The sequence below is a fragment of the Alteromonas sp. C1M14 genome, from assembly GCF_018860965.1.
Taxonomy (GTDB): Bacteria; Pseudomonadota; Gammaproteobacteria; order Enterobacterales; family Alteromonadaceae; genus Alteromonas.
The window spans coordinates 176,001-198,845 of record NZ_JAHKQF010000008.1; the positions used below are offsets into that span (position 1 = coordinate 176,001).

At 46.1% G+C, this 22,845-nt stretch carries 22 protein-coding genes; 18 read left to right on the top strand and 4 right to left on the bottom strand.

What is annotated here, in order from left to right; all coding sequences use genetic code 11:
- Positions 1-43 precede the first annotated feature (43 nt).
- Positions 44-2,284 (bottom strand): LPS assembly protein LptD, encoded by a 2,241-nt coding sequence (gene lptD, locus KO501_RS05445; protein WP_216028635.1) that lies wholly within the window; start codon positions 2,282-2,284, stop codon positions 44-46.
- Positions 2,285-2,593: 309 nt separating this feature from the next.
- On the opposite strand from lptD, the gene djlA reads away from it, so the two are divergent.
- From djlA to mazG, 11 genes are all read left to right on the top strand, one after another.
- Positions 2,594-3,430: a co-chaperone DjlA gene (gene djlA, locus KO501_RS05450; RefSeq protein ID WP_216028636.1), complete on the top strand. Its 837-nt coding sequence runs from the start codon at positions 2,594-2,596 to the stop codon at positions 3,428-3,430.
- 3 nt (positions 3,431-3,433) lie between these two features.
- Positions 3,434-4,345, top strand: coding sequence for a site-specific tyrosine recombinase XerD (xerD, locus tag KO501_RS05455; protein ID WP_216028637.1), 912 nt, complete (start codon positions 3,434-3,436; stop codon positions 4,343-4,345).
- A 161-nt stretch (positions 4,346-4,506) separates the two neighbouring features.
- Complete coding sequence (locus KO501_RS05460; protein ID WP_216028638.1) at positions 4,507-5,277, top strand: DsbC family protein; 771 nt, start codon at positions 4,507-4,509, stop codon at positions 5,275-5,277.
- A 5-nt stretch (positions 5,278-5,282) separates the two neighbouring features.
- A complete protein-coding gene (gene recJ / locus KO501_RS05465) occupies positions 5,283-7,016 on the top strand; it encodes a single-stranded-DNA-specific exonuclease RecJ (RefSeq protein ID WP_216028639.1) in 1,734 nt (577 codons plus the stop codon).
- Entirely contained in the window at positions 7,009-7,281 is a 273-nt protein-coding gene (locus KO501_RS05470; RefSeq protein WP_216028640.1) for a hypothetical protein, read from the top strand. Before recJ ends, KO501_RS05470 begins: the two co-directional genes overlap by 8 nt.
- 8 nt (positions 7,282-7,289) lie before the next feature.
- Positions 7,290-7,982 (top strand): DNA repair protein RecO, encoded by a 693-nt coding sequence (gene recO / locus KO501_RS05475; protein ID WP_216028641.1) that lies wholly within the window; start codon positions 7,290-7,292, stop codon positions 7,980-7,982.
- Positions 7,983-8,072: 90 nt separating this feature from the next.
- A complete protein-coding gene (gene pdxJ / locus KO501_RS05480) occupies positions 8,073-8,816 on the top strand; it encodes a pyridoxine 5'-phosphate synthase (protein ID WP_216028642.1) in 744 nt (247 codons plus the stop codon).
- A 3-nt stretch (positions 8,817-8,819) separates the two neighbouring features.
- Complete coding sequence (gene acpS, locus KO501_RS05485; protein WP_216028643.1) at positions 8,820-9,206, top strand: holo-ACP synthase; 387 nt, start codon at positions 8,820-8,822, stop codon at positions 9,204-9,206.
- A 3-nt stretch (positions 9,207-9,209) separates the two neighbouring features.
- Positions 9,210-10,541 (top strand): 23S rRNA (uracil(1939)-C(5))-methyltransferase RlmD, encoded by a 1,332-nt coding sequence (gene rlmD, locus KO501_RS05490; protein ID WP_216028644.1) that lies wholly within the window; start codon positions 9,210-9,212, stop codon positions 10,539-10,541.
- A 15-nt stretch (positions 10,542-10,556) separates the two neighbouring features.
- Positions 10,557-12,743 carry a GTP diphosphokinase gene (gene relA / locus KO501_RS05495; RefSeq protein ID WP_216028645.1) on the top strand — a complete coding sequence of 729 codons (2,187 nt, stop codon included), beginning with the start codon at positions 10,557-10,559 and terminating at the stop codon, positions 12,741-12,743.
- Entirely contained in the window at positions 12,721-13,533 is an 813-nt protein-coding gene (mazG, locus tag KO501_RS05500; protein ID WP_216028646.1) for a nucleoside triphosphate pyrophosphohydrolase, read from the top strand. Before relA ends, mazG begins: the two co-directional genes overlap by 23 nt.
- Here the strand turns inward: mazG and KO501_RS05505 are convergent.
- A complete protein-coding gene (locus tag KO501_RS05505; RefSeq protein ID WP_216028647.1) occupies positions 13,530-14,426 on the bottom strand; it encodes a hypothetical protein in 897 nt (298 codons plus the stop codon). The two genes, mazG and KO501_RS05505, sit on opposite strands and share 4 nt — an antisense overlap.
- 318 nt (positions 14,427-14,744) lie before the next feature.
- Here KO501_RS05505 and rplM point away from each other — a divergent pair, with 318 nt between their 5' ends.
- Both rplM and rpsI read left to right on the top strand, forming a co-directional pair.
- Positions 14,745-15,173 carry a 50S ribosomal protein L13 gene (gene rplM / locus KO501_RS05510; RefSeq protein ID WP_216028648.1) on the top strand — a complete coding sequence of 143 codons (429 nt, stop codon included), beginning with the start codon at positions 14,745-14,747 and terminating at the stop codon, positions 15,171-15,173.
- Positions 15,174-15,185: 12 nt separating this feature from the next.
- Positions 15,186-15,578, top strand: coding sequence for a 30S ribosomal protein S9 (rpsI, locus tag KO501_RS05515; protein ID WP_216024532.1), 393 nt, complete (start codon positions 15,186-15,188; stop codon positions 15,576-15,578).
- Positions 15,579-15,643: 65 nt separating this feature from the next.
- On the opposite strand, the gene KO501_RS05520 is transcribed toward rpsI, so the two are convergent.
- Entirely contained in the window at positions 15,644-17,083 is a 1,440-nt protein-coding gene (locus KO501_RS05520) for an amidohydrolase (protein WP_216028649.1), read from the bottom strand.
- Positions 17,084-18,250 (bottom strand): M14-type cytosolic carboxypeptidase, encoded by a 1,167-nt coding sequence (locus KO501_RS05525; RefSeq protein WP_216028650.1) that lies wholly within the window; start codon positions 18,248-18,250, stop codon positions 17,084-17,086. It lies immediately after the preceding gene.
- Between the two features lie 682 nt (positions 18,251-18,932).
- On the opposite strand from KO501_RS05525, the gene petA reads away from it, so the two are divergent.
- The 5 genes from petA (at position 18,933) to KO501_RS05550 (ending at position 22,765) form a co-directional block, all read left to right on the top strand.
- The gene (gene petA / locus KO501_RS05530) at positions 18,933-19,565 is read left to right on the top strand and encodes a ubiquinol-cytochrome c reductase iron-sulfur subunit (protein WP_216028651.1); all 633 of its coding nucleotides are present in this window, start codon (positions 18,933-18,935) and stop codon (positions 19,563-19,565) included.
- Position 19,566: 1 nt separating this feature from the next.
- The gene (locus KO501_RS05535; protein WP_216028652.1) at positions 19,567-20,832 is read left to right on the top strand and encodes a cytochrome b N-terminal domain-containing protein; all 1,266 of its coding nucleotides are present in this window, start codon (positions 19,567-19,569) and stop codon (positions 20,830-20,832) included.
- Complete coding sequence (locus tag KO501_RS05540) at positions 20,829-21,563, top strand: cytochrome c1 (protein ID WP_216028653.1); 735 nt, start codon at positions 20,829-20,831, stop codon at positions 21,561-21,563. Before KO501_RS05535 ends, KO501_RS05540 begins: the two co-directional genes overlap by 4 nt.
- Positions 21,564-21,674: 111 nt before the next feature.
- Positions 21,675-22,307 carry a stringent starvation protein SspA gene (gene sspA, locus KO501_RS05545; protein WP_216028654.1) on the top strand — a complete coding sequence of 211 codons (633 nt, stop codon included), beginning with the start codon at positions 21,675-21,677 and terminating at the stop codon, positions 22,305-22,307.
- A 5-nt stretch (positions 22,308-22,312) separates the two neighbouring features.
- Positions 22,313-22,765 carry a ClpXP protease specificity-enhancing factor gene (locus KO501_RS05550; protein WP_216029045.1) on the top strand — a complete coding sequence of 151 codons (453 nt, stop codon included), beginning with the start codon at positions 22,313-22,315 and terminating at the stop codon, positions 22,763-22,765.
- The last annotated feature ends 80 nt before the right edge of the window (positions 22,766-22,845 follow it).

Consider the following 22,845-nt stretch of genomic DNA (forward strand, 5'->3'; position numbering starts at 1 on the left):
GTTTACTTTATGCAGACCATTGTTTCACAGAACAACGGGCGCGTTAATTTATACTATATGGCTGTCGGTAGCCAAATAATCCGTTAGACAACATATTACTGGTGGTTGAACTAGAACCCATTCCTTTGAATATAAACTGCATGGAAATGCTTGAGTCAAATTCGTCAATGGATTGTTCGCCATCAGATGAGTAACGATTACTCAATTGCCGCTGGGCGATAATTTGTATGGCCCAACAGCATGATTCATATTGCACACCGATATAGTTTTCTATACTTCGGTCCCTTTCAAGATCGCGATAGGTTCGTCCCACCACTTGCCATCGATCAGAAATAGGCCAACTGGCAGACAGTCCTATTTGGTCAATGGTTTCGTCTGAGAGTTCCCTCACATAGCGATGGGTCAGTTGCAGTAATTTATTGCTGCTACGACGATACTCAAGGGTTGTACTGCTGCGTTCTACTTTATCCGTTTCGGTAGCAATCTGTAAATCGGAGTGGAACACCCAGTCTTTATGCATTCGCCAGTCTACCTCGCCTGCTAATAGTGAACGGTCAGTTTCTTTTGCCGCAGCAATCACTCGATTTTCATCGAGATAGAATATCTGACCTACGCTGACCACAAATTGTTCCCGGTTAGCACTATCAAGAAAGCGACTGGTTAGCGCTAAGGTAATCTGGTTGTTATCGGTAATACGATCAAAGCCGGTAAAATCTTGGGCACGGAATAAGCCTTCGACGTCGGTTAACCACAAGGTGGTATCATAAAAACCAATGTTGCTCTGATCTTCATAGGTGGTGTAAAGATATTGGAAGCGAGGTTCAAGGGTCATGGATAAATCGTCACTAAACCAGCTGTCATCTCGTTCGAAGTATAAGGCGCCGTATAACTTGGCTTGCCCTAACGTACGGTTCACGGTCTCATCGAGTTCCGTGCCTTCAATATTGCTTTGACGGTAATAGGTATTTAATGCGCTAAATTCTGCGGAAAACTCACCCCATTGCCGCTGATATGGAATGGCAAGGGTAGGGGCAGCATGAAAACGCATGGCTGTTGGGGCATCCGCAGAGTCACTATCAAACCAGGCCAGCTCTGAATCTAAGCGAAATTCAAAATATTCACTTAGCGGCAGCGTGTAATTCATTTTTGCTTCTGGTAGTGCACGGTAGGTGTCTGGGTAGTCACCGATAATTTCAAAATCTTTTGCGTGTAACGTAAATAATAAATTGTCTGACGCATAGTTGATACTGCCTGTACGGGACAGGTGAGTGTCGGCACGGGAATAAAAATCTGAACTGAGATCAACAATGTAGTTGTCGTCGCTAATACCATTTAAATTAACAGACGTGCTCCAGTCATCGTTTATTTGTCCTTGGTGATACAAGCGATAGAAATAACGGTCTGGACTACCTGTCATATCCGTATCATTCGGCAAATATTCCACATTGACTTGGCTGTTACTGCTTTCAGTCATATGCCTGAACTCAGTTTTTAACTGTATTCCTCGGTTGGTCATTAGCCGAGGCGAAATGGTCATATCGTAATTAGGGGCGATATTCCAATAAAAGGGCTGTTCGTAGTCGATGCCGGTGGTCGACGAGTTCGACAATGTGGGGAACAAAAAGCCGGTTTGTCGTTCGGTGGTCAGCGGAAAAGCAAAATAAGGCAGATAAAAAATGGGAACATCACCGAGATAAAAACGGGTATGTTTGGCTTCTCCCCATGCTTTGCCTCGTCGAATGCTGATTTCCGACGCTTTGATTACCCACTCTTCCTCACCTTCTGGACAGGTAGTAAAGCGCGCATCACGTAAAATCAGACCATCTTGGGTATTTACTGCAATACTGCTGGCATCCCCCCTTCCTGCTGAATTATTGAGGTGATACACCGTCGAAGACATGGTTAAGCTTTCATCCACTGAATCTATATCTACCGTATCTGATGAAACCTGCAATTGTTTGTCGGCATAGTTAACATCGCCTTTGGCAAACAATTGCTTTCCGTTTTCATTAACTTGGGCTTGATCGGCAGAGATGGTGGCCGAATCAGAAACAATATCGACATTGCCGGTAAATAAGGCAATCTTGCGTTCAATAATTTCAGCCCGGTTTGCTTCGACTTTAATTTGCCCAGCAGGCATAAGCTGCTTTGAGTTAAATGTCACAGAGGTGACAGGACAAAGGCCCATAACGTCGTCTGGACTATTTTCAGATGGTACTTGCTGAGCCAATGCAAAATGACTGCTCAGCGAGATTACCAAAAAGGAGGCACAGGTTTTTTTCATGTGTCAGTGGAAGGCCTGTTTAATTATCACACTCTAGGTACATGACAGTACGCTCAGAACAGGTGTTTCTGTGTGTGAATCGTGTCCGGATCAAGGCATAATCCCCTTGGTACGGGTACTTGCCATAAAAGTGTCAATTCTAAGCACTTCTGCGCCAAGAACCAACCTTAAGACCAAAAAAATTATTAAGTTTTACACAGTTTCTGGTTTACGGTAGGTTTTTCCCTTTAATCTTCCCTCAACAATGCCATATATAGGGGAGTGAAAAGGCGCATGGCCCTCAGCGGGAATTAACAGGAGAATAGCAGTATGTCTTATTGGGGAAAGATCCTCGGTTTTATCTTTGGATTTATGTTTCTAAAAATTCCCGGCGCCATATTGGGGCTAATTGTAGGGCACTTTTTTGATAAGGCCTACAGACAGGACTTTAGTCAACTAGGTGGTTTCGGACGCTTTTTTACCGATCAGTCCGGGGTAAAACAGCAAGCGGTATTCTTCCATGCTCTGTTTTCTTGTCTTGGGCATCTGGCGAAAGCCGATGGTCAAGTTACAGAACGGGAAATTAAAATTGCTACCTTGTTAATGGATGATATGCAGCTGTCTGGCGACGCTAGGCAGGAAGCGCAACAAGCATTCAGAGAAGGTAAGTCAGCTGATTTTCCGTTGTTACCCACCCTTAAAGGGTTTATGGAATCTTGTCACGGCCGACGTGATATTTTGCAGATGTTTCTGGAGATTTTGATTCAAGCGGCATTTGCCGATGGCAATCTATCTGCACCAGAGTACAAGGTACTAGAAAAAGTGGCCATGACGCTGGGCTTTAAGCGTCGAGATCTTGATCTACTCATTGCGGCTTATGATGCTCAAATGCGTTTTCGGCAACGGGGAGGCCAACAAGGCCAGCAGCAGCGCACGTCATCCTATTCGGATACGCAAACGTTGGAAGATGCGTACCAGATACTCGGCGTGTCTGCCAGTGATGACGACAAAGCCATCAAGCGGGCCTACCGTAAGCAAATGTCAGAGCATCACCCAGATAAACTGGCATCAAAGGGGTTGCCTCAACAAGCATTAGATATTGCCAAAGAAAAGGCTCAGGACATTCAGGCTGCCTACGAACTTATCAGAGAAAAGCGCGGTATATGATTTATGCCTAGCCCTACCTTGAACGAACAAAATCAGGCACATATCGATAGTTTCATTGAGATGTTGTGGCTGGAAAAAGGACTGAGTGACCACACCCAGCAAAGTTACCGGACCGATTTGGCTAAACTGGCCTTGTTTTGTCAGGGTGAGGGCGTCAACGATATTAGCGTATTGACCACAGAAACCCTGCAAGGTTATGTTCACTATCGGCATCAGCAAGGGTTGTCGGCCCGCAGTACGCAACGGGCTATGTCAGCCATGCGCAGTTTTTTTACGTTTATGATAGCGCAGCATGCTCGTACCGATAACCCGGTTACCCAATTGGCAAAACCAAGGATGCCCAAGACATTACCGTCGTCATTAAGTGAACGGCAGGTGGATGACTTACTCGAAGCCCCAGACGTGGCCGTTCCGGTGGAATGCCGAGACAGGTGTATGCTGGAAGTGCTGTATGCGACGGGTTTACGAGTCAGTGAATTAACTGGGCTACGGATGGATCAGGTGAGCTTACAGCAGGGCGTTGTACGGGTAACGGGTAAAGGGAATAAAGAACGCTTAGTTCCCCTTGGTGAGGACGCCATGGAGTGGATCTTAACCTACACCAAAGAAGCCCGCCCAATGTTAATTAAACACAATACCGATGTGCTGTTTGTGAGTTTACGGGGGGTGCAAATGACGAGACAGACCTTCTGGCACCGCATAAAATGTTATGCAAAACGCGCTGGGATTGTCCAACCTCTATCGCCTCATACCCTGCGTCACGCCTTTGCCACTCACCTATTAAACCATGGTGCGGATTTGCGGGTTGTACAAATGTTGTTGGGTCACAGTGATTTATCGACCACGCAAATTTACACTCATGTGGCAACTGAGCGTTTACAGAACCTGATCCATACCCACCACCCACGGGGATAGACTACATTGTCGATAAAATGTGCGAAAGGTGATACCAGATACCTTTGTGTTGTGTGGCTTTATGGTAGTATCGATAAAATGAACATTTTTGACGTTTCACCCGGTCATGTATGACCGAAGTTGAAGTCATCATTAACAACCGGGTCATCATAGGAGTCTTTGTGAAGAAAATTCGTCAAGCGGTGGTTTTAGCAATGGGAGTGGTTATGTCTGTTAGCTGCTCAGCAGAATCCGTAGAATCACAAACGGAGCAATCGCCAAAGGTCGATGCCAGTGTAGACAATAGCGCATTAATTACCAGCAAGGTGAAAGAGTTAGTGGGGGTAGGTCCTGATTCTATTGCCAACTCTCCGGTTAATGGCTTACTGGAAGTGGTGGCGGCAAATCAGGTTTTCTACCTTACCGATAATGCCGATTACATGTTTTTTGGTCACATTTATGATGTTAATGCGGGCATGAAAGATATTACTGAGGCATCGCTAGGACAAGTGCGTCTTGATGCTATCGCTCCATTTGAAAAAGACGCCATTGAGTTTAAAGCCGAAGATGAAAAACACGTGATCACCGTGTTTACTGACTATTCCTGTGGTTATTGTAAAAAGCTACATAGCGAAGTGGATGAATTAAACGATGCGGGTATTACCGTACGGTATTTGGCATGGCCGCGGGCAGGCTTAGGTACTGACAACTATCGTAACATGGTGTCTATTTGGTGCTCAGATGATCCCAAAGAAGCCCTATCCCGTGCTAAAGCCGTGTCAAACCCAACATTTAGTGGTGAAACCTGTGAAAACACGGTTGCGGAACAGTTTAACGCGGGCCGAAAATTAGGCGTACGCGGTACCCCAGCCATTATCTTCGATAACGGTAAATTGGTACCCGGCTATAAACCTGCTGAGGTTCTGATCGACGAAATTTTCGCCGCTGAATAAAGCGTATGTCCCTTCCCATTGTTAGGCGCTCTGTTCATTCACAAGCGCCTCTAAGTCAGTCTTTGCATCCTGTGCTTGACCGCATTTATCGTGGTCGAGCTATCGCATCCCTTAGTGAACTAGATAATGCGGCAGGCCAGTTGGCCCATTTCCAAGATCTTAAAGGGATTGATGAAGCGGCATTATGCTTGGTCAATGCCATCAAAACAGATAAGCGCGTCACCATTATTGGTGATTTTGATGCCGATGGTGCCACTTCCACTGCCGTGTGTATGTTAGCGCTCACTCAAATGGGGCTTTCCCGGGTGTCTTACCTAGTACCCAATCGCTTTGACTTTGGTTATGGCTTAAGCAAAGAGATTGTGGATGTGGCTTATGAACAAGGCACAGACCTTCTGCTTACTGTCGATAATGGCATTGCCTGTGTGCCTGGCGTTACCCACGCCAAGACATTGGGCCTTGAGGTCATCGTTACCGACCATCACTTGCCCGCAGAAACCCTACCGCCGGCCGATGCCATTGTTAACCCCAATCAACCAGGTTGTTCGTTTACATCTAAAAACCTTGCTGGGGTGGGGGTGGCTTTTTATCTTATGCTGGCGCTGCGATCGGCGTTAAATAAAGTAGGCTGGTTTAATGCACAAAATCCCGCCCCTAATTTAGCCTCGCTATTAGATATCGTGGCGGTGGGTACGGTGGCCGACGTGGTGCAGTTAGATAAAAACAACCGAGTGCTCGTGCATCAGGGGTTACAACGTATTCGCAGTGGTCGCTGTCGGCCCGGCATCAAAGCCTTATTTGAAATTGCGAATAGAAATAAACCCCTTAGCTATTTAAATGCCGTCGACCTAGGGTTTGTTATTGGGCCACGACTAAACGCGGCGGGGCGCTTAGATGATATGGCCCTTGGCATTGAATGTCTGCTTTGTGACGATCCCTTACAAGCTCGGCATATGGCCGCTGAACTGGATCGACTAAACTTGCAGCGCCGGGCTATAGAAACAGAAATGAAAGAAGAAGCTGAGTCGGTCTTGGCTTCGTTAACCATGGCCGATTCTTTACCGCCAGCACTGATTTTGTATCAAGCCCATTTTCATCAAGGGGTCATTGGTATCGTTGCTGGCCGCCTAAAAGAGCAACATCACCGTCCCGTTATTGTTTTTGCTAAACAGGATGAGAATACCTTGAAAGGTTCTGCCCGTTCTATTCCGGGCCTGCATATTCGAGATTTGCTAGATGAAGTCAATACCGGGTGGCCAGGTGTTATTAGCAAATTTGGCGGACACGCCATGGCGGCAGGACTGAGTTTACCCATTGCTGCACTGCCTGAGTTTGAAAAAGCCCTCCATCATGTCACCGCCCGTCATATGGCAGCGTTAGACTGTGAAAGAAAAATTCTATCTGATGGCGAGTTAGACGGTGCAGACATTCAACTTCCACTTGCCCACGAAATCCGTCAGGCAGGGCCTTTTGGTCAGGGGTTTGAATTACCGTTATTTGATGGTGAATTTGACGTTGTCGATCAGCGGATGGTGGGAGAAAATAAAAATCACCTTAAGTTGGTACTAAGAAAAGCCGACGGTGAAGAAGTGGATGGTATTGCCTTTTCAGTGGATACAGATGTTTGGCCCAGCACAGAGATTAAACGGGCTCAAGTTGCTTACAGACTGGACATCAATACCTTCCGCGGGCGAGAATCAGTGCAACTGTTGATCGAAGAGATAGCCCCCGTTGAGTGATAGTAAAGCCCTGATCAAAAAACATCCTGAACTCACTCACAGCGAGAACTGCCGAGTGGTGTCCCATGTTCAGCGCCAGGATGGTGATTGGATAAGACATACCATCATGCTAGAAGACCTTGATGTACCTTTTGTTTTTAAAAGAAAAAAACCATATAGAACATTGCGTGGCGGGCGGGTAAATATGACCTACTATCGCCAAAGTGAGGTGGTGGCCGGTATGGAATTTGAGTTTATGAAAGTGGTTCGGATAAAGCGTAGTTAAACCCTCATATGCAAAATAATGAATGGCTAGATACCTATGTCTTGCACCGACGCCCCTACCGGGAAACGTCTTATATTGTTGATTTTTTTTCGTTACAAAGTGGACGTGTCAGTGCCGTCGCCAAAGGAGTACGTAATGGAAAAAATGACAAAAAAAGCGTACTTCAGCCCTTTCGACTATTACGCATCCAACTATCTGGCCGCAGTGAATTAAAAAATTTACGTCTTGCCGAATGCGTGGGCCCCATGTCGATGCTAGCAGGCCAAGCCTTGTTTTGTGCCATGTATCTCAATGAGCTGATCAATCGTCTTCTTCCCACCGGCGTGGTCAGCGAACCGGTGTACCGACAATATCAGCATGCGCTAACACAACTTAACCTTGCTCAATCTATCGAGCAAACCTTACGTGAATTTGAATTTGCCTTGCTTGACGAAATGGGGTTGCTTGCCGATTGGTTTACCGATGGCATCACCGGTGATCCTATTGTGGCGGACAAGTGGTACTTGTATTCTCCTGAACAAGGGTTTGTTCGGTGCCGGCAACCGAATCACAAATCCCGTATTTCGGGGGCGGCATTGATGCTGCTTGGTAATGGACAATGGACCGATTTATCCCTAGGGGCTGCAAAGCGTATAAACCGCCTTGCGTTAAATCACCTTTTAGGTGGAAAACCGTTAAAGAGCCGAGAACTTTTTCGCTAATAAAGCCATTATAATGGCACGAATTGCAGCGGCAACCCATGGCGCTTTTTGCTACAATTTCCTAATTTTATCTTAAGGGCAGATGTACCTATGAATGAGATCCTTCTTGGCGTAAATATTGACCATATTGCCACCCTTCGTAATGCTAGAGGCACGCGCTACCCTGATCCAGTACATGCTGCGGATATTGCCGAGCGAGCCGGGGCAGATGGTATCACGGTGCATTTACGAGAAGATCGCCGTCATATCAAAGACCGAGACGTAAAGCTATTGGCTCAGACTATCAACACCCGTCTTAATTTAGAGATGGCCGTGACCGATGAAATGATTGAGATTGCGTTGGCTACTCAACCGGCTTTTTGTTGTTTAGTGCCTGAAAAACGACAAGAATTAACCACAGAAGGTGGCCTCGATGTGGCTGGGAATCTTGATACCATCAAACAAGCTTGCGATAAACTTGGACAAGCTGGCATTGCGGTGTCTTTGTTTATTGATAGTGATGAAAAGCAGATAGATGGGGCCATAGAGTGTGGCGCACCCTATATCGAAATTCATACCGGCCAATACGCAGAGGCAAAAAATGAACAACAGGCAGCACAAGAGTTAGCGCGTCTAACCCAAGGCATTCAATATGCCAGTAAACGGGGCTTAAAAGTTAACGCCGGTCATGGACTGCATTATCACAACGTGAAGCCCATTGCGGCCATTGCCGAAATTATCGAGCTGAATATCGGTCATGCCATTATTGCCCGAGCTGCCTTTGATGGACTAGAAACGGCGGTACGAGACATGCGGCTGCTTATGCAAGAGGCACGTTTGGGGAATGCGGTTTAGCTAATGGCCATAGTAGGAATAGGCACAGACATTGTTGAAATAGCGCGCCTTGAAAAGGCCCTCTCCCGCAGTCAGCGTTTGGCCGAAAAAATACTGACCGAGGCAGAGCTTGTTTTGTATCAAAACAGTGCAGAACCAGTGCGTTATTTGGCTAAACGTTTTGCTGTCAAAGAGGCGGCGGTAAAAGCGTTGGGCACCGGTATTGGCCGTGGTATTGGCTGGCAGCATATCGAGGTTAGCAATGATGATTTTGGGGCGCCAAAATTGGCGTTCTTTAACGAATTTGCCAACCGCTGTGATGAAAAGGGGGTGGCTAATAGCCATGTCTCCATCTCCGATGAACAACATTATGCGGTGGCGACAGTGATCCTCGAATCAGGACAACGTTAAATCATGGTAAGTTTTTATAAACCATCAACGGGTAAAAAAGCGCAGACACCACGTCGTACTGTCACCGTGGATACATGGGATATGTTAGGGCAAGGTGTTTGTACCCAAGCGCAGCCGGTATTATTTGTAGAAGGCGCTTTGCCTGGGGAGACCGTTGAAGTAAATGTGCACAAGCAACAAAAGCGTGTTGCTTATGGTTCAGTACATCGTGTTATTGAAAAAAGTGATGCGAGACGTTCGCCATTTTGTCCTGTGGCTAAGCAGTGCGGCGGCTGTCAACTTCAACATGTTGAAGCGCACCAAGCCTTGTCTTTACGGCAGCAAGCGCTAACAGATTACTGGCACAAGCAGTTGGGAATAGCGGCATTACCTTGGGCACCCCCTATTGTGGGAAACGCGCAAGGGTATAGGCGCAAAGCGCGCTTTGCCATTGATGCTCGTAATAAGAATGGTTTGAAGCTGGGTTATCGCCAGATAAATGGTAAAGATGTCATGGACATTGATGCCTGTCCCATTCTTGAGCCGGCATTATCATCATTGATTGTGCCGTTAAAAACACTGTTGTCGGCCCACGGTGATCAAAAGAATATTGGTCATGTCAGTGTAATGGCAGGTGATGAGGTCACTGCCATTACGTTACGAATGACCAAACCGGCTACTGCAGCATTCGAGCAAGCCCTTATTCAGTTTGCAAAAGACCACCAAAGTAATGTGCAACTTCAATTGAGTGGTGGCATTAAAATATTGCACGAGGCCGGCCCGCTAACTTGTGAAACCGAGCCTGGATTGGTCATACGACCCGGACCGGATGATTTTATTCAGGTTAACAAACAAGTGAATCAGCGTATGATTCAACAAGCGATGGCGTGGTTAAACCCCCAACCGGAAGAGAAAATCGCAGATTGGTTTAGCGGACTAGGCAATTTCTCTTTATCTTTAGCCCAACGAGGGGCAGAGGTCTTTGCCGCTGAGGGCGTGGCACAAATGGTGCATCGCGCTAATGAGAATGCGCTATTGCAGAGCATTGACGGGATCCACTGGTCGCATCTTGATTTGAGTTGTGCCGATACAAGCGAAGATGCCTTACAGGAAGGGTTCCACAAGATTCTCCTGGATCCGTCACGAGACGGTGCTCAGGTGGTATGTGAAGCGTTAGCAAGACACAGAGTTGACACAATTTTGTATGTTTCTTGCAACCCCAGTACGCTCACTCGAGACGCCCGTTGCCTGCTGGCGTCAGGTTATAGCATTGAAAAGGTCGGTTTAGTGGAAATGTTTCCTCAAACTCGCCACCTTGAAGTCATGATGCTATTCACGGACAAAAACAACGCATAAGCGAGTTGATGTTTTATGGTATCAACACGAAAAGTACATGAGGCACAAAGGCCTCCCTTTGATGTTTGGTTAGACAGCTTGTCTATCAGCGATACGTCGAAAGACAAACTAAAAGCCGTTTCACATATGCCCGAACGTTTGTTGGTCGGACAGGAAATGGTAGAAATCTTGCACCAACTCAATATGGATGATGCCACGCTGCAGGCAGCATTGGTGTATCCGTATTGTGAAAAACACGCCCTGGGTGAAACGGAAATTGTTGCTGAGTTTGGCCAGGAAATTAATGATTTAATAAATGGTGTCCGTCGCATGGATGCCATTAAAACCCTGCACAGTCGTCGCCTTGGTGACGCCGTGTTAGCCACGGCCGACGAACAGCATATTGATAGTATTAGACGCATGCTGTTGGCCATGGTGGAAGATGTGCGGGCGGTAGTCATAAAGATGGCTGAACGTATTTGTGAACTTCAACAGGTGAAAAAAGCCGATGAAGAAACCCGAGTGCTGGTGGCCCGTGAGTGCGCTACGATATACGCACCGTTAGCCAACCGTCTGGGCATTGGGCAGTTAAAGTGGGAATTGGAGGATCTGGCTTTTCGCTATTTGCATCCAAAAACCTACAAACAAATTGCCAAGCAACTGGATGGAAAGCGTAAAGAGCGGGCTGAATACATCGATAATGTGGTGGAAGACCTACAGGGGTTGATGGACAACGAGCACATCAAAGCCGACGTGTATGGGCGTCCTAAACATATCTACAGCATATGGAAAAAGATGCAGAAAAAGCATCTCACTTTCGAACAGCTTTTCGATATTCGTGCAGTGAGAATTATTGCTGAACGGTTACAAGACTGCTATGCCGCGTTAGGCACCGTGCATGCTAATTACAAACATATTCCCAAAGAGTTTGACGATTATATTGCTACCCCAAAACCCAACGGCTACCAATCGATTCACACGGTGATTGTCGGGCCAAACGGTAAGCCGGTGGAAATTCAAATTCGCACACAACAAATGCATCAGGATGCTGAGCTAGGGGTGGCGGCACATTGGAAATACAAAGAAGGATCAACGGGTAAAACTTCCGGTTATGATGAGCGTATTAACTGGTTGCGCCGTATCTTGCAGTGGCAAGAAGAAGTTGCCGAAAGTGGCGATTTAGTAGAAGAACTGCGTAGTCAGGTGTTCGATGACAGGGTGTATGTTTTTACCCCCAAAGGCGATGTTGTGGATTTACCACAAGGCTCTACGCCGCTGGATTTTGCGTATTATATTCATAGTAACGTGGGTCATCGCTGTATTGGCGCGAAAGTTAACGGCCGTATTGTGCCATTTACTTACCAATTGCAAAGTGGCGATCAAGTCGAAATCCATACCGGCAAAGAATTAAATCCTTCCCGAGACTGGATGCATCCAGGGCTAGGTTACGTGCATTCATCCCGAGCACGAGCCACGATTCACTCGTACTTTAAAAAGCAAGATAAAGAAAATAACCAACAAGCGGGAAAAGAGCTTTTAGAGCGAGAGTTACAACGGGCCCATCTGCCGGTAAAAGTGCCGCCGGAAGCTTGTGAAAAATATAACCTGCAAAGTAACGACGATCTATATGCGGCAGTCGGGGTGGGCGACATCCGTGTGATGACGGTGGTCAATCATATTCAGCAGTTGTTATCACCAGAGCCATTACCGGAACAAGATGAAATAAGTCCGAAGGTAAAAACCCGCCGCAAAGCCGGCGCTAACGGCAAGGCGGATTCCGTGGTGATTGAAGGGGTTGGGCACCTGATGAGTCAGTTGGCCAATTGCTGCAAACCGGTCCCAGGGGATGCCATTATGGGTTACATTACCCAAGGACGTGGGGTGAGCGTACACAAAGAAAACTGCGATCAACTACAACATTTATTGTCGCAACACCCAGAACGTCAAATTGAGGTGTCTTGGTCAAATGATCTAAGAGTAGGGTTTGAGGCGGCCATTGATATATTTTGTAGTGATAGAACGGGTATTTTACGTGATATCACCACCGTGTTGGCAAATGAAAGTGTCGCCTTGCTTGGGGTTAATAGTTTAAGTGATAAAACCCGGCAAACTGCCATGATCACGATTTCCGTAGAGGTGCCTGATAAACAAGTTTTATCCAAGGTCATGTCTCGCTTGCTGCAATTAAAAGGTGTGGTGGATGTCAAACGAAAGACCGGTTGAAGCCACCGAACCCATGGCCCGTTTACTCAGCATTATGTCGCGGTTGCGGGATCCTGAACAAGGTTGCCCATGGGATGTGGCTCAAACCATGTCAACCCTTACTCGCTATACCATTGAAGAAACCTACGAAGTGGTGGATGCCATTGCCAGTGGGCAACCAGAGGCAATTTGTGATGAGTTGGGCGATCTGCTTTTTCAAATTGTGTTTTATGCGCAAATTGGCCAAGAGGAAGGCGCCTTTTGTTTTGACGATGTGGTAAACGGTATCAGTCAAAAGCTTATTCGACGACATCCGCATATTTTTGCCGGAAAATCCGTACCCAAAGAAAAGCTTGCCGCACAATGGGATGCCATTAAACAAGCCGAGCGGGCCGAGGGGAATCAACCCCAAGGGTTGTTAGACACGGTTCCTAATAACTTACCTGCGTTGATGTATGCTCAAAAGTTGCAAAAACAGTGTGCAAAAGTAGGGTTTGATTGGGCCGACACCGCCCCTGTACTTGCCAAAGTGCAAGAAGAGGTAGATGAAATTGCCGAGGAACTCGGCGCGTGTGATATTTCTGCTAAAAGGGTAGAAGAAGAAATTGGTGATGCTTTATTCGCGATGGTGAATCTTGCTCGCCACTGTAATGTTGACGCTGATACCGCCCTGCGCAGCGCCAGTAGAAAATTTGCCGCGCGATTCAATCAGGTAGAATTATTGGCAAAGCAAGCTGGCAATAGGGTTGAAGAATTGAACCTAGACCGGCTTGAAGCCTTGTGGCAACAAGTAAAACGCAACGAAAATTAAAACCAGGATTCGTTGCGCGCATAGAATTCTTGTAAAAAGGCTTGGGGCGACGCTTCCCAGTTACTATTGTCCCAGGTATAGGGAAGGACGCTGGAAGACAAGTGATGTACTACCCGATGATCCTTGTTCACCATCATTTTGGCTTTTCTGTGTTCAGGATAGTGATTGAATAATTTTGCTAGCTCTCCATTTTTCAATAGTATTGTTAATCCCTCATAAAGCCGTGCTTGTAGTTCAGGGCGTTGGGGGGAAACAAAAAGATATTCGTAACTTGGGTAAACCAAAAGGTGATTTTTCTCAATACGTAGTTTTTCACTGAGGTGGTAATTGAGATCCCGCTGCACCTCTATCACATTTCGTGGAAAATAATCCGCCATCCCTTCCTCTAAACTTCGATACATGCCGGTATACCAATCAGACCATGTGGCGGAGTGCACAGTAAAATGATGATCTTTTAAAATCTGTGTATCCGGCCAATCCGCCCCTTGTACGCAGGCCATACGCTTTATATTGTCCAATGTTTGATTAGGGGGAAAGTGAGCTTGCATGGCTTGGTTGATAACAAAAATGCGGTGTCCACCTAAGCCTTGGAGCAAGGGAAATCTTACCGGCAGTAAGGTATTTTCTAATTTCTCGGTGGTGACACTCCACATTAAATCGGCTTTACCGTCGAGTAGTGTGACTATTTGACGGCTTTGGGACATGGGGAATGGATGGGACTTAAGAGAGACTTTATCGTATTTTTTGGCTGTAACATCAAGGGCCGCCTGCATAACATCAAATTGATACTTACCGTACTGAGTACCCGTAAATGACTGGGTGTAGGTATAGGTTGTTGATTGGCAAACCGCTGATATAAGTATGCATGCCATCAAGATAATGAATCTCCACATTAACTTTTATATCCCTTGAAGTTGAAACATATACCACGCGAATAAGAGGTGAAGCCGTGCCAAATAAACAGGCTGCGGGTATTTCCAAGGTAGTCGATTTTCATACAATTGCCAGTTAACAGAATAATATTGCGCTATTTTTCTTGTTAGGGGTTCGCTTTTTATGCAAATCCTGTATAATTCGCGCCCTGCCCAGTTACACCCACCTTTGGGAAGGTGGAAGAATCAATGGGCTCGAAGGGGTCCGGTCATTGATTTTCATGAGATTTCCGGGTGTTCCGGTAATCTGTAACGAAGAAATTTTTCGGGTGATTTTAAATGAAAACTTTTGTTGCTAAGCCAGAAACGGTACAACGTGACTGGTATGTGGTAGATGCCACAGACAAAACTCTAGGTCGTTTAGCGACTGAAATTGCGCGTCGTCTGCGCGGTAAGCATAAAGCTGAATACACGCCTCACGTTGATACTGGCGATTACATCGTTGTTATCAATGCTGATAAAGTAACCGTGACGGGTAACAAAGCGCAAGGTAAAATGTACTACTCGCATACTGGCTACCCTGGTGGTCTGAAAGAAACTAATTTTGAAAAGCTGCTTGCTCACAAACCAGAAATGGTTATCGAAAAAGCGGTTAAAGGAATGCTGCCAAAAGGTCCTCTGGGCCGTGCAATGTTCCGCAAAATGAAAGTTTACGCTGGTGCTGAACATAAGCATGCAGCACAGCAGCCACAAGTTTTGGACATCTAAGGAGCGTTTGACATGGCAGATACTCAATACTACGGCACAGGCCGCCGCAAAAGTTCTACTGCTCGTGTGTTCCTGCGTCCTGGTACAGGTAACATCGTAGTAAACCAACGTGCTCTTGATGAGTACTTTGGCCGCGAAACCGAGTGCATGGTTGTTCGTCAGCCACTTGAGTTAGTAGAAATGACTGAAAAGTTTGACCTTTACATCACTGTTAAAGGTGGTGGTTCTAACGGTCAAGCTGGCGCAATCCGTCACGGTATTACTCGTGCACTGATGGATTACGATGAAGCATTGCGTCCTTCACTGCGTAAAGCAGGCTTTGTTACACGTGACGCTCGTCGCGTTGAACGTAAGAAAGTTGGTCTGCATAAAGCACGTAAGAAGCCACAGTTCTCAAAACGTTAATACGTTTATTGGAATTAAAAAAACCCGGTCATGTACCGGGTTTTTTATTGCCCAAACTACCGTGTTTAATCACGGTAGTTTAGTGCAGGTTGGCGTTCGCCAACGAGGGGTTGATAATCGATCCCGGCTCTACGTTGATTAAATTCGGCGTTGGCTTTTTTAATTTTTTCAGGTTGCTGATACAACTTTATGGCCGTTAATGCCAAGGTACTCGCGGCCAAGGTCATGCCTTTTTTGCCAATGGTAGTGCCACCAGCCGCTACGGCTTGCCAGCTATGGGGCGGTGTACCGGGCACCCAGGTTGCCGTTCTTATTCCCGCGGTGGGAACTTGCCAACTCACGTCACCCACATCCGTTGATGCTGACCACACTGGGATAACTTCAGAAAAAGGTTCGATATCTTTCTGTGTTCCTACCATCTGGGTGGCTTTGTTTCCTAACGTCGGCGCAATGTCTTTAGCAAAGGTTTGCTCTGAGGAGCTATATTCAATACCACCGATGGCGTGCATACTGCTGTCCATCTGCGCTGCGAGAGTGAGATTGGGTAGTAGATTCCACGTTCCACCTAACACTTCGTAATCCACTCTGGTTTCAGTGCCCATGGCAGCAGCATCGGCAATGGTTGTTAGGCGATCCCATAACGACAGCACGACATCAGGCTCTGGTGAACGAACGTAATAATAAACTTCAGCAAAATCAGGAACAATATTCGGGGCCGCACCGCCATTAGTGATAACGTAATGGATACGGGTGCCATCTGGAACATGTTCACGCATCAGGTTTACCATCATGTTCATGGCTTCAACAGCATCTAAAGCAGAGCGCCCTCGTTCAGGGGCAGCAGCTGCGTGAGCGGCGACACCATAGAAACGAAATTTGGCGCTTTTGTTGGCCAATGATGACGAAGCACGGGCAGAATTTCTATCTCCAGGATGCCAATGTAGTGCGATGTCCACATCATCAAATAATCCTTCCCTTGCCATATAGACTTTGCCCGAACCGCCTTCCTCGGCAGGCGTGCCGTACACCCGGATTTGTCCCGGTAGTCCGCTTTGCTCTAAGTAGTCTTTAATGATCAATGCAGCGCCAATGGCACCGCCAGCAAACAGGTGATGGCCACAAGCGTGGCCGTTTTCCATTCCGGGTTGCTTTTGCTTAGTGGCAGAAGGCTGTTGAGACAAGCCCGGTAAAGCATCCATTTCAGCAAGTAATGCTATAACGGGGCCCTCATTGCCAAAACTGGCTTCAAAAGCGGTAGGTATGCCTGCGACACCGGGGGTAACAGTAAAGCCGTGATTCGACAGTACGTCTTGCATTAAAGCCGTGCTGCGGGTTTCTTTGTAGCCAAGTTCGGCCCACTGCCATAAAGAGTCGGCTATGGTGTCTGCCTCAGATTGATAAGAAGCCATTTTATTGCGCACAAATGCGGTGTCTGGATCTGCGTGTTCCTTGGCGATAGTGAATAACGGAATCACTAGTAATAATAATGTGATACCTGCTTTCATTTATTCGGTTCCTTTTTGGGTCATAGTGTTAGGTAGGTAAGCCTCATCCGGTAAAGCGAGCATACTTTCCATTAAGGTTCTGGCTGCTTTATGAGCCACATAATCGATTTTGTGTCGAGGGGTGGTATCACCTACTTCATAGGTGACACCGTGAGAATGAAATTTATCGGCGATGTATTGTTTAAATACCCCGGAACCTGCTTTATTGCCAGGCTTAATGGTTAAGTTAAATATGCGTTGGGTTTCAGACTTTAATTGGGCAAGCCAGTCGTTAACCAGTGTAGAGGGCGTAATATCGGCATCTTCGGGGATGGTGTAAAACACATCGTAAAAGGTAGAATGAAAATCTACCGCCATAGCAATGTTGCCTCCTTTACTTACAATCTCAGTAAGGTAGTTATCGACTAATCGGGTTTCTGGCTGAGTCAGATTATGCCAGTCTCTATTAAGGTCAATGTGACCATCACTATGACGCCAGTTACCTTTGGCCATCCCATCAACATTTAATGCAGGTATAAGCAGTAGGTTAAAGCGGGATAAGAAGGTTTTAGATAGTGAAGAATGACGTGTAAGTTCATCCACAAATGCAAGTAATGCGTATGCACCCGTTAGCTCCGGTGGGTGTTGTCTGCCCAGTATTGCTAGCCACTGTTTACTGTCGCTCTGATGCGTTAAGCCGTATATGGGGCGTTCACCTAGGCTCTTCCCCATGACATTCACTTTTGTCTTTAATCGTTTGGCGATGGTATTTAACCAGCGATGATACTCATCATTTAATAACGGTGCTTGGGCTGCTACATAAACCGGTTCGTTGTCTACCGTCAAAGTGATTTGCATTGCATTACCTTTAGAGTCAAAAGGGATGGCAGTCCAGGTCTTTTTATCATGACTAATTTTAGGTAAATAGCGAGGTAGGAACTCGCCAAAATCAAGGGATACGTTAATGGTACGGGGTTGTTCTGTTTGTGCACTAAAGTAAAACCAAGGGCTTGGATTAATGGGGGTATCTTCAGGTTTGAAATGCAAGATAAACTGATTTTCCTCACCAGATTCACAGCCCGCTAATCGTCCGGCTTCAAATTGATTGGAAAAGTGTACGCCGTTAACGGTACAGGCAAACAAATAAGCGGGGATATAACTAAGGATGAGAGTGACTAAACGAACCATGTTAACTCCTAATAAAGGCACCAGCACATGGTGTTTCGCTGGTACTGAGAGGAAAAGATATAAACGAGAACAGCTAACCGAGTCAGTGATTTAAAAACTGAACTTACTTTAACAGCGGGGCGATAAAAGTCGATAGATACCAAGACCATGCTGTGATAATCCATCATACAGCATTCTTGTTGATGTGCTAAAAAACGGTAACAGTATTGAAATATTATGTGTATGAAATGTTCATGGCTTTTTTTGTCCCTTTGATGACAAAACATTAAAATAGCGGGGATAACACGATTATTTGTTATGCTTAGGCTATAGTTTCAAAACGAACGGAAAGTAGAAGTTGAATATCTTTGTTGCTGAAAGTTAAAGATAATTTAGTTATGGAATGGGGTAGCGGTCAACTGCCGGATGAACCATCTATAGACAATGTTATTTCATTACGTTTCGCACATAATATGTTCATTGTCTTTGATTGAGCGCATGTTATCGGCGTTTTATCGACGATAAAACCTTGTAACAATAAGGGCTTTTCACTTATCATTCCCGATCGAAATAACGATAACTATCGAGTCGCTCAGTGTCTTTGGCACTAGCAATGCAAACAAGACAGGCCAAAGCGGTACTTTTGTAATTAAAACGTTAATTGATTACAACGGGCCCAAAATCCAAATTTGGAGAAATGTGGATGAGTAACGTATCAGTCGATGCAAAAGACTCTGCACTCAACGGAAGCCAACCTGAAAGCAACAATCGTCGCCGTTTTTTAACGGTTGCGACGTCCGTTGTGGGTGCGGTAGGCGTTGTTGGCGCGGCGGTTCCTTTTGTCACTTCGTGGAACCCTAGTGCAAAAGCGAAAGCTGCTGGTGCTGATGTGGAGGTCGACATCAGTGCGATTGAACCTGGGCAGTTAATTCGTGTGATGTGGCGTAGCAAACCGGTATGGATTGTACGCAGAACACCTGAAATACTGGAAGAACTCGCGGCCCATGAAGACAGTCTTCGTGACCCCAATTCAGAAGCGGAACAACAACCGACCTTCGCTAAGAACCGATATCGGTCATTAAAGGAAGAGTACCTCATTCTGGTCGGGATCTGCACCCACTTAGGATGCTCGCCACAATATCTAAAAGATGGTGCCTTTGAAGAAGCCGTTGAAGGTGTGCCGTATGGGTTTTTCTGTCCCTGTCATGGTTCTAAATTCGATATGGCTGGCCGTGTATTCCAAAGCGTACCGGCACCATTAAACCTTGTTGTACCACCTTATCAATTTGTCGATGACACAACGGTCATTATTGGTTCGGAAGCGGAGGCTGTATAACATGAATGCTTTCTTAAATTGGATTGAAGAACGCATCCCGATGATGCGAGTGGCGAATATGCACGCCATTCAGTACCCCGCACCGCGGAATATGAATTTTTGGTACGTATTCGGCTTTTTAGCCACCATCGTTCTGGTGAATCAGATTGTCACCGGTATTTGGTTAACAATGAATTTCAATCCCACCGCGGAAGGGGCTTTTTTCTCGGTGGAATACATCATGCGGGAAATCGACTTTGGGTGGGTTATCCGTTATATGCACAGTACGGGTGCCTCGGCATTCTTTATTGTTGTCTACGCGCACATGTTCCGTGGCATGATCTATGGTTCATATCAAAAGCCTCGGGAATTACTCTGGGTATTTGGTATGTTCATTTACCTTGCCTTAATGGCTGAAGCCTTTATGGGCTATGTACTGCCATGGGGACAAATGTCTTATTGGGGTGCTCAGGTTATCGTTTCTTTGTTTAGTGCGATCCCTGTTATTGGTCCTGATTTGGTGATTTGGATCCAAGGCGACTATGTTATCTCTGGCGCCACCCTTAACCGCTTTTTTGCCTTACATGTAATCGCACTGCCGTTGGTTATCGTGATCTTGGTATTCCTACATATCATTGCATTGCACGAAGTGGGCTCTAATAACCCTGATGGCGTAGCCATCAAACATAAAAAAGGGTCCCTACCTGAAAGCGAGAAGACCAAATACGAAATCCATGAATACTATACAAGTAAGTACGATATCGCCGATGATGTTGTGCCTTTCTTCCCCCATATCGTGCTTAAAGATTTGGTGGCATTTTGTATTTTCCTGTTTGTCTTTTGTTACATTATGTTTTTCGCGCCAGAAATGGGCGGTAAGTTCCTAGAGCATCCAAACTTTGAGATAGCTAATCCGCTGAAAACGCCAGAGCATATTTTCCCTGTTTGGTACTTCACGCCTTTCTACGCCATTTTGAAAGCCGTTCCCGATAAACTATTTGGTGTTATTGCCATGTTTGGCGCCATCGCCGCCTTGTTTGCGCTACCTTGGCTAGATCGTGGACGTGTGAAGTCATGGCGTTATCGTTGTGGTTTACATAAAGTCAATTTATTGCTCTTTGCAGCGGTGTTTGTGTTCTTAGGTTACCTAGGCGGCACGCCGCAAGAAAACTGGAAAATCATCGCTTCACAAGTTGCGACAGTACTTTATTTTGGCTTCTTTGTGGCATTGTTCCTGTACAGCAAAAATGAGCGTACTAAACCTGTACCTGCGAGGATCCCGAAATGAGAAAATTGATGTTAGTGTTGGCATTTTTCATCCCGGGTATGGCAATGGCCGCTGGTGGCGCAGTCCACCTTGATAAGGCGCCTGTCGATTTAACCGACAAAGCTTCTTTGCAACGGGGTGCGAAAGTGTTTATGAACTACTGCTTAGGCTGTCATGCTATGCAGTATCAGCGGTACCAACGCACCTTCCAAGATTTGGGTATTTCCGATGAACTCGGTCAGCAATATCTTCAGTTTACCGGAGAAAAGGTGACCGATTATATTACCCGGTCAATGCCTGAAGAATCGGCTGCTACCTGGTTTGGTGCGGCACCGCCAGACCTAACACTGGTTAACCGAGTGCGTGGCTCTGACTGGATTTATACTTATCTTCGCAGTTTTTATGTCGATGAAAGCCGGCCTTTTGGGGTAAACAATGCGGTATTTAAAGACGTGGGTATGCCTCATGTACTGCAACCATTACAAGGTACACCTCGTATGGCCCATGAAGAGGTTATGGTTGACGGCGAGATGAAATCTCAATTTGTTGGCATCAAAACCGATGGTGATGGTGCACTGACAACGGAAGAATACGACCAACTGGTGGCGGATCTCGTTAATTTCTTGGCCTATTCAGGGGAACCTTTCCGCTTGCAGTCTGAAAATATCGGCAAGTGGGTTTTGGTTTTCATTGTTGTTCTTTTCTTCTTCGTCTACTTATTGAAGAAAGAATACTGGAGAGAAGTACACTAACAGCACATATTTTGTGTATAATACGCAAGGGGGCATTCCGCCCCCTTTTTTAGCATGTGGCAGGCGAAAATTAGCGCCTGCATCGTATCACTTCTCGACGGAGGAAAATGAATGGCCGTAGCCGCGAATAAGCGTTCAATCATGACGTTGTTCTCAGATACCATCGACATTTACAGTCACCAGGTTCGTATTGTTTTGGCGGAAAAAGGTGTTGGTGTTGAAATAAGCTACACAGATCCCACGAATCTGCCTGAGGATTTGCTTGATTTGAACCCATACGGTACCGTGCCAACCCTCGTTGACAGAGAATTGGTTCTATATAAATCCCATATCATCATGGAGTATCTCGATGAGCGTTTTCCTCATCCACCCCTGATGCCTGTTTATCCAGTATCTCGGGGACAAAGTCGCCTGATGATGCACCGAGTTGAACAGGACTGGTATTCTTTAGCGAATAAAATTTTCCGTAATGAAGGTGATGTGGAAGCAGCCCGTAACGATTTACGAGAAGCATTGTTGGCCCTTGGTCCTGTATTTGATGAAATGCCTTATTTCATGAGCGAAGAGTTCAGTCTGGTTGATTGCTACCTCGCCCCCTTATTGTGGCGTTTACCTGCATTGGGTATCACATTAACGGGTAATGGTAGTAAAGAAGTTAACGCTTATATGACTCGAATCTTCTCACGTAGCTCTTTTAAAGCGTCGTTGACTGATCAGGAACGGGAAATTCATAACCCGTTATGAGTATGATGACACCTAATCAACCCTATTTACTTAAAGCATTTTACGACTGGATAGTGGATAACCAGCTTACTCCCTATATTGTGGTAGATGCCACCATGGATCGGGTTGATGTGCCGCAAGAGTTTGTTAAAGACGGTCAGATTGTACTTAATGTCTCTCCAGCCGCCTGTATGAACTTCACATTGGATATAGAGGCATTGTCCTTTCAGGCTCGGTTTGGTGGCCAACCCCGCCAAATCTATATTCCCTGCCATGCTGTGCTGGCCGTTTATGCCAGAGAGAATGGAGCAGGTACGGTTTTCTCTTTAGAAGAAGAAACGGAAAAGCCAGATTCACCGGCACCGCAGAGCAGTGCCGATGGCGTTAGCCGGCCTTCAGGAGACACCAGTGATGGTGACTCAGAAAGTGCGCCAGTACCGCCGAAAAAGGGTAAACCCAACCTGAAAGTGATTAAATAATAAAAAGTCGGCAATGCCGACTTTTTTTTTGTTCGTGCAAACCTTAGATGATGTTTTACCAGCATGATCGAATTTCTCAC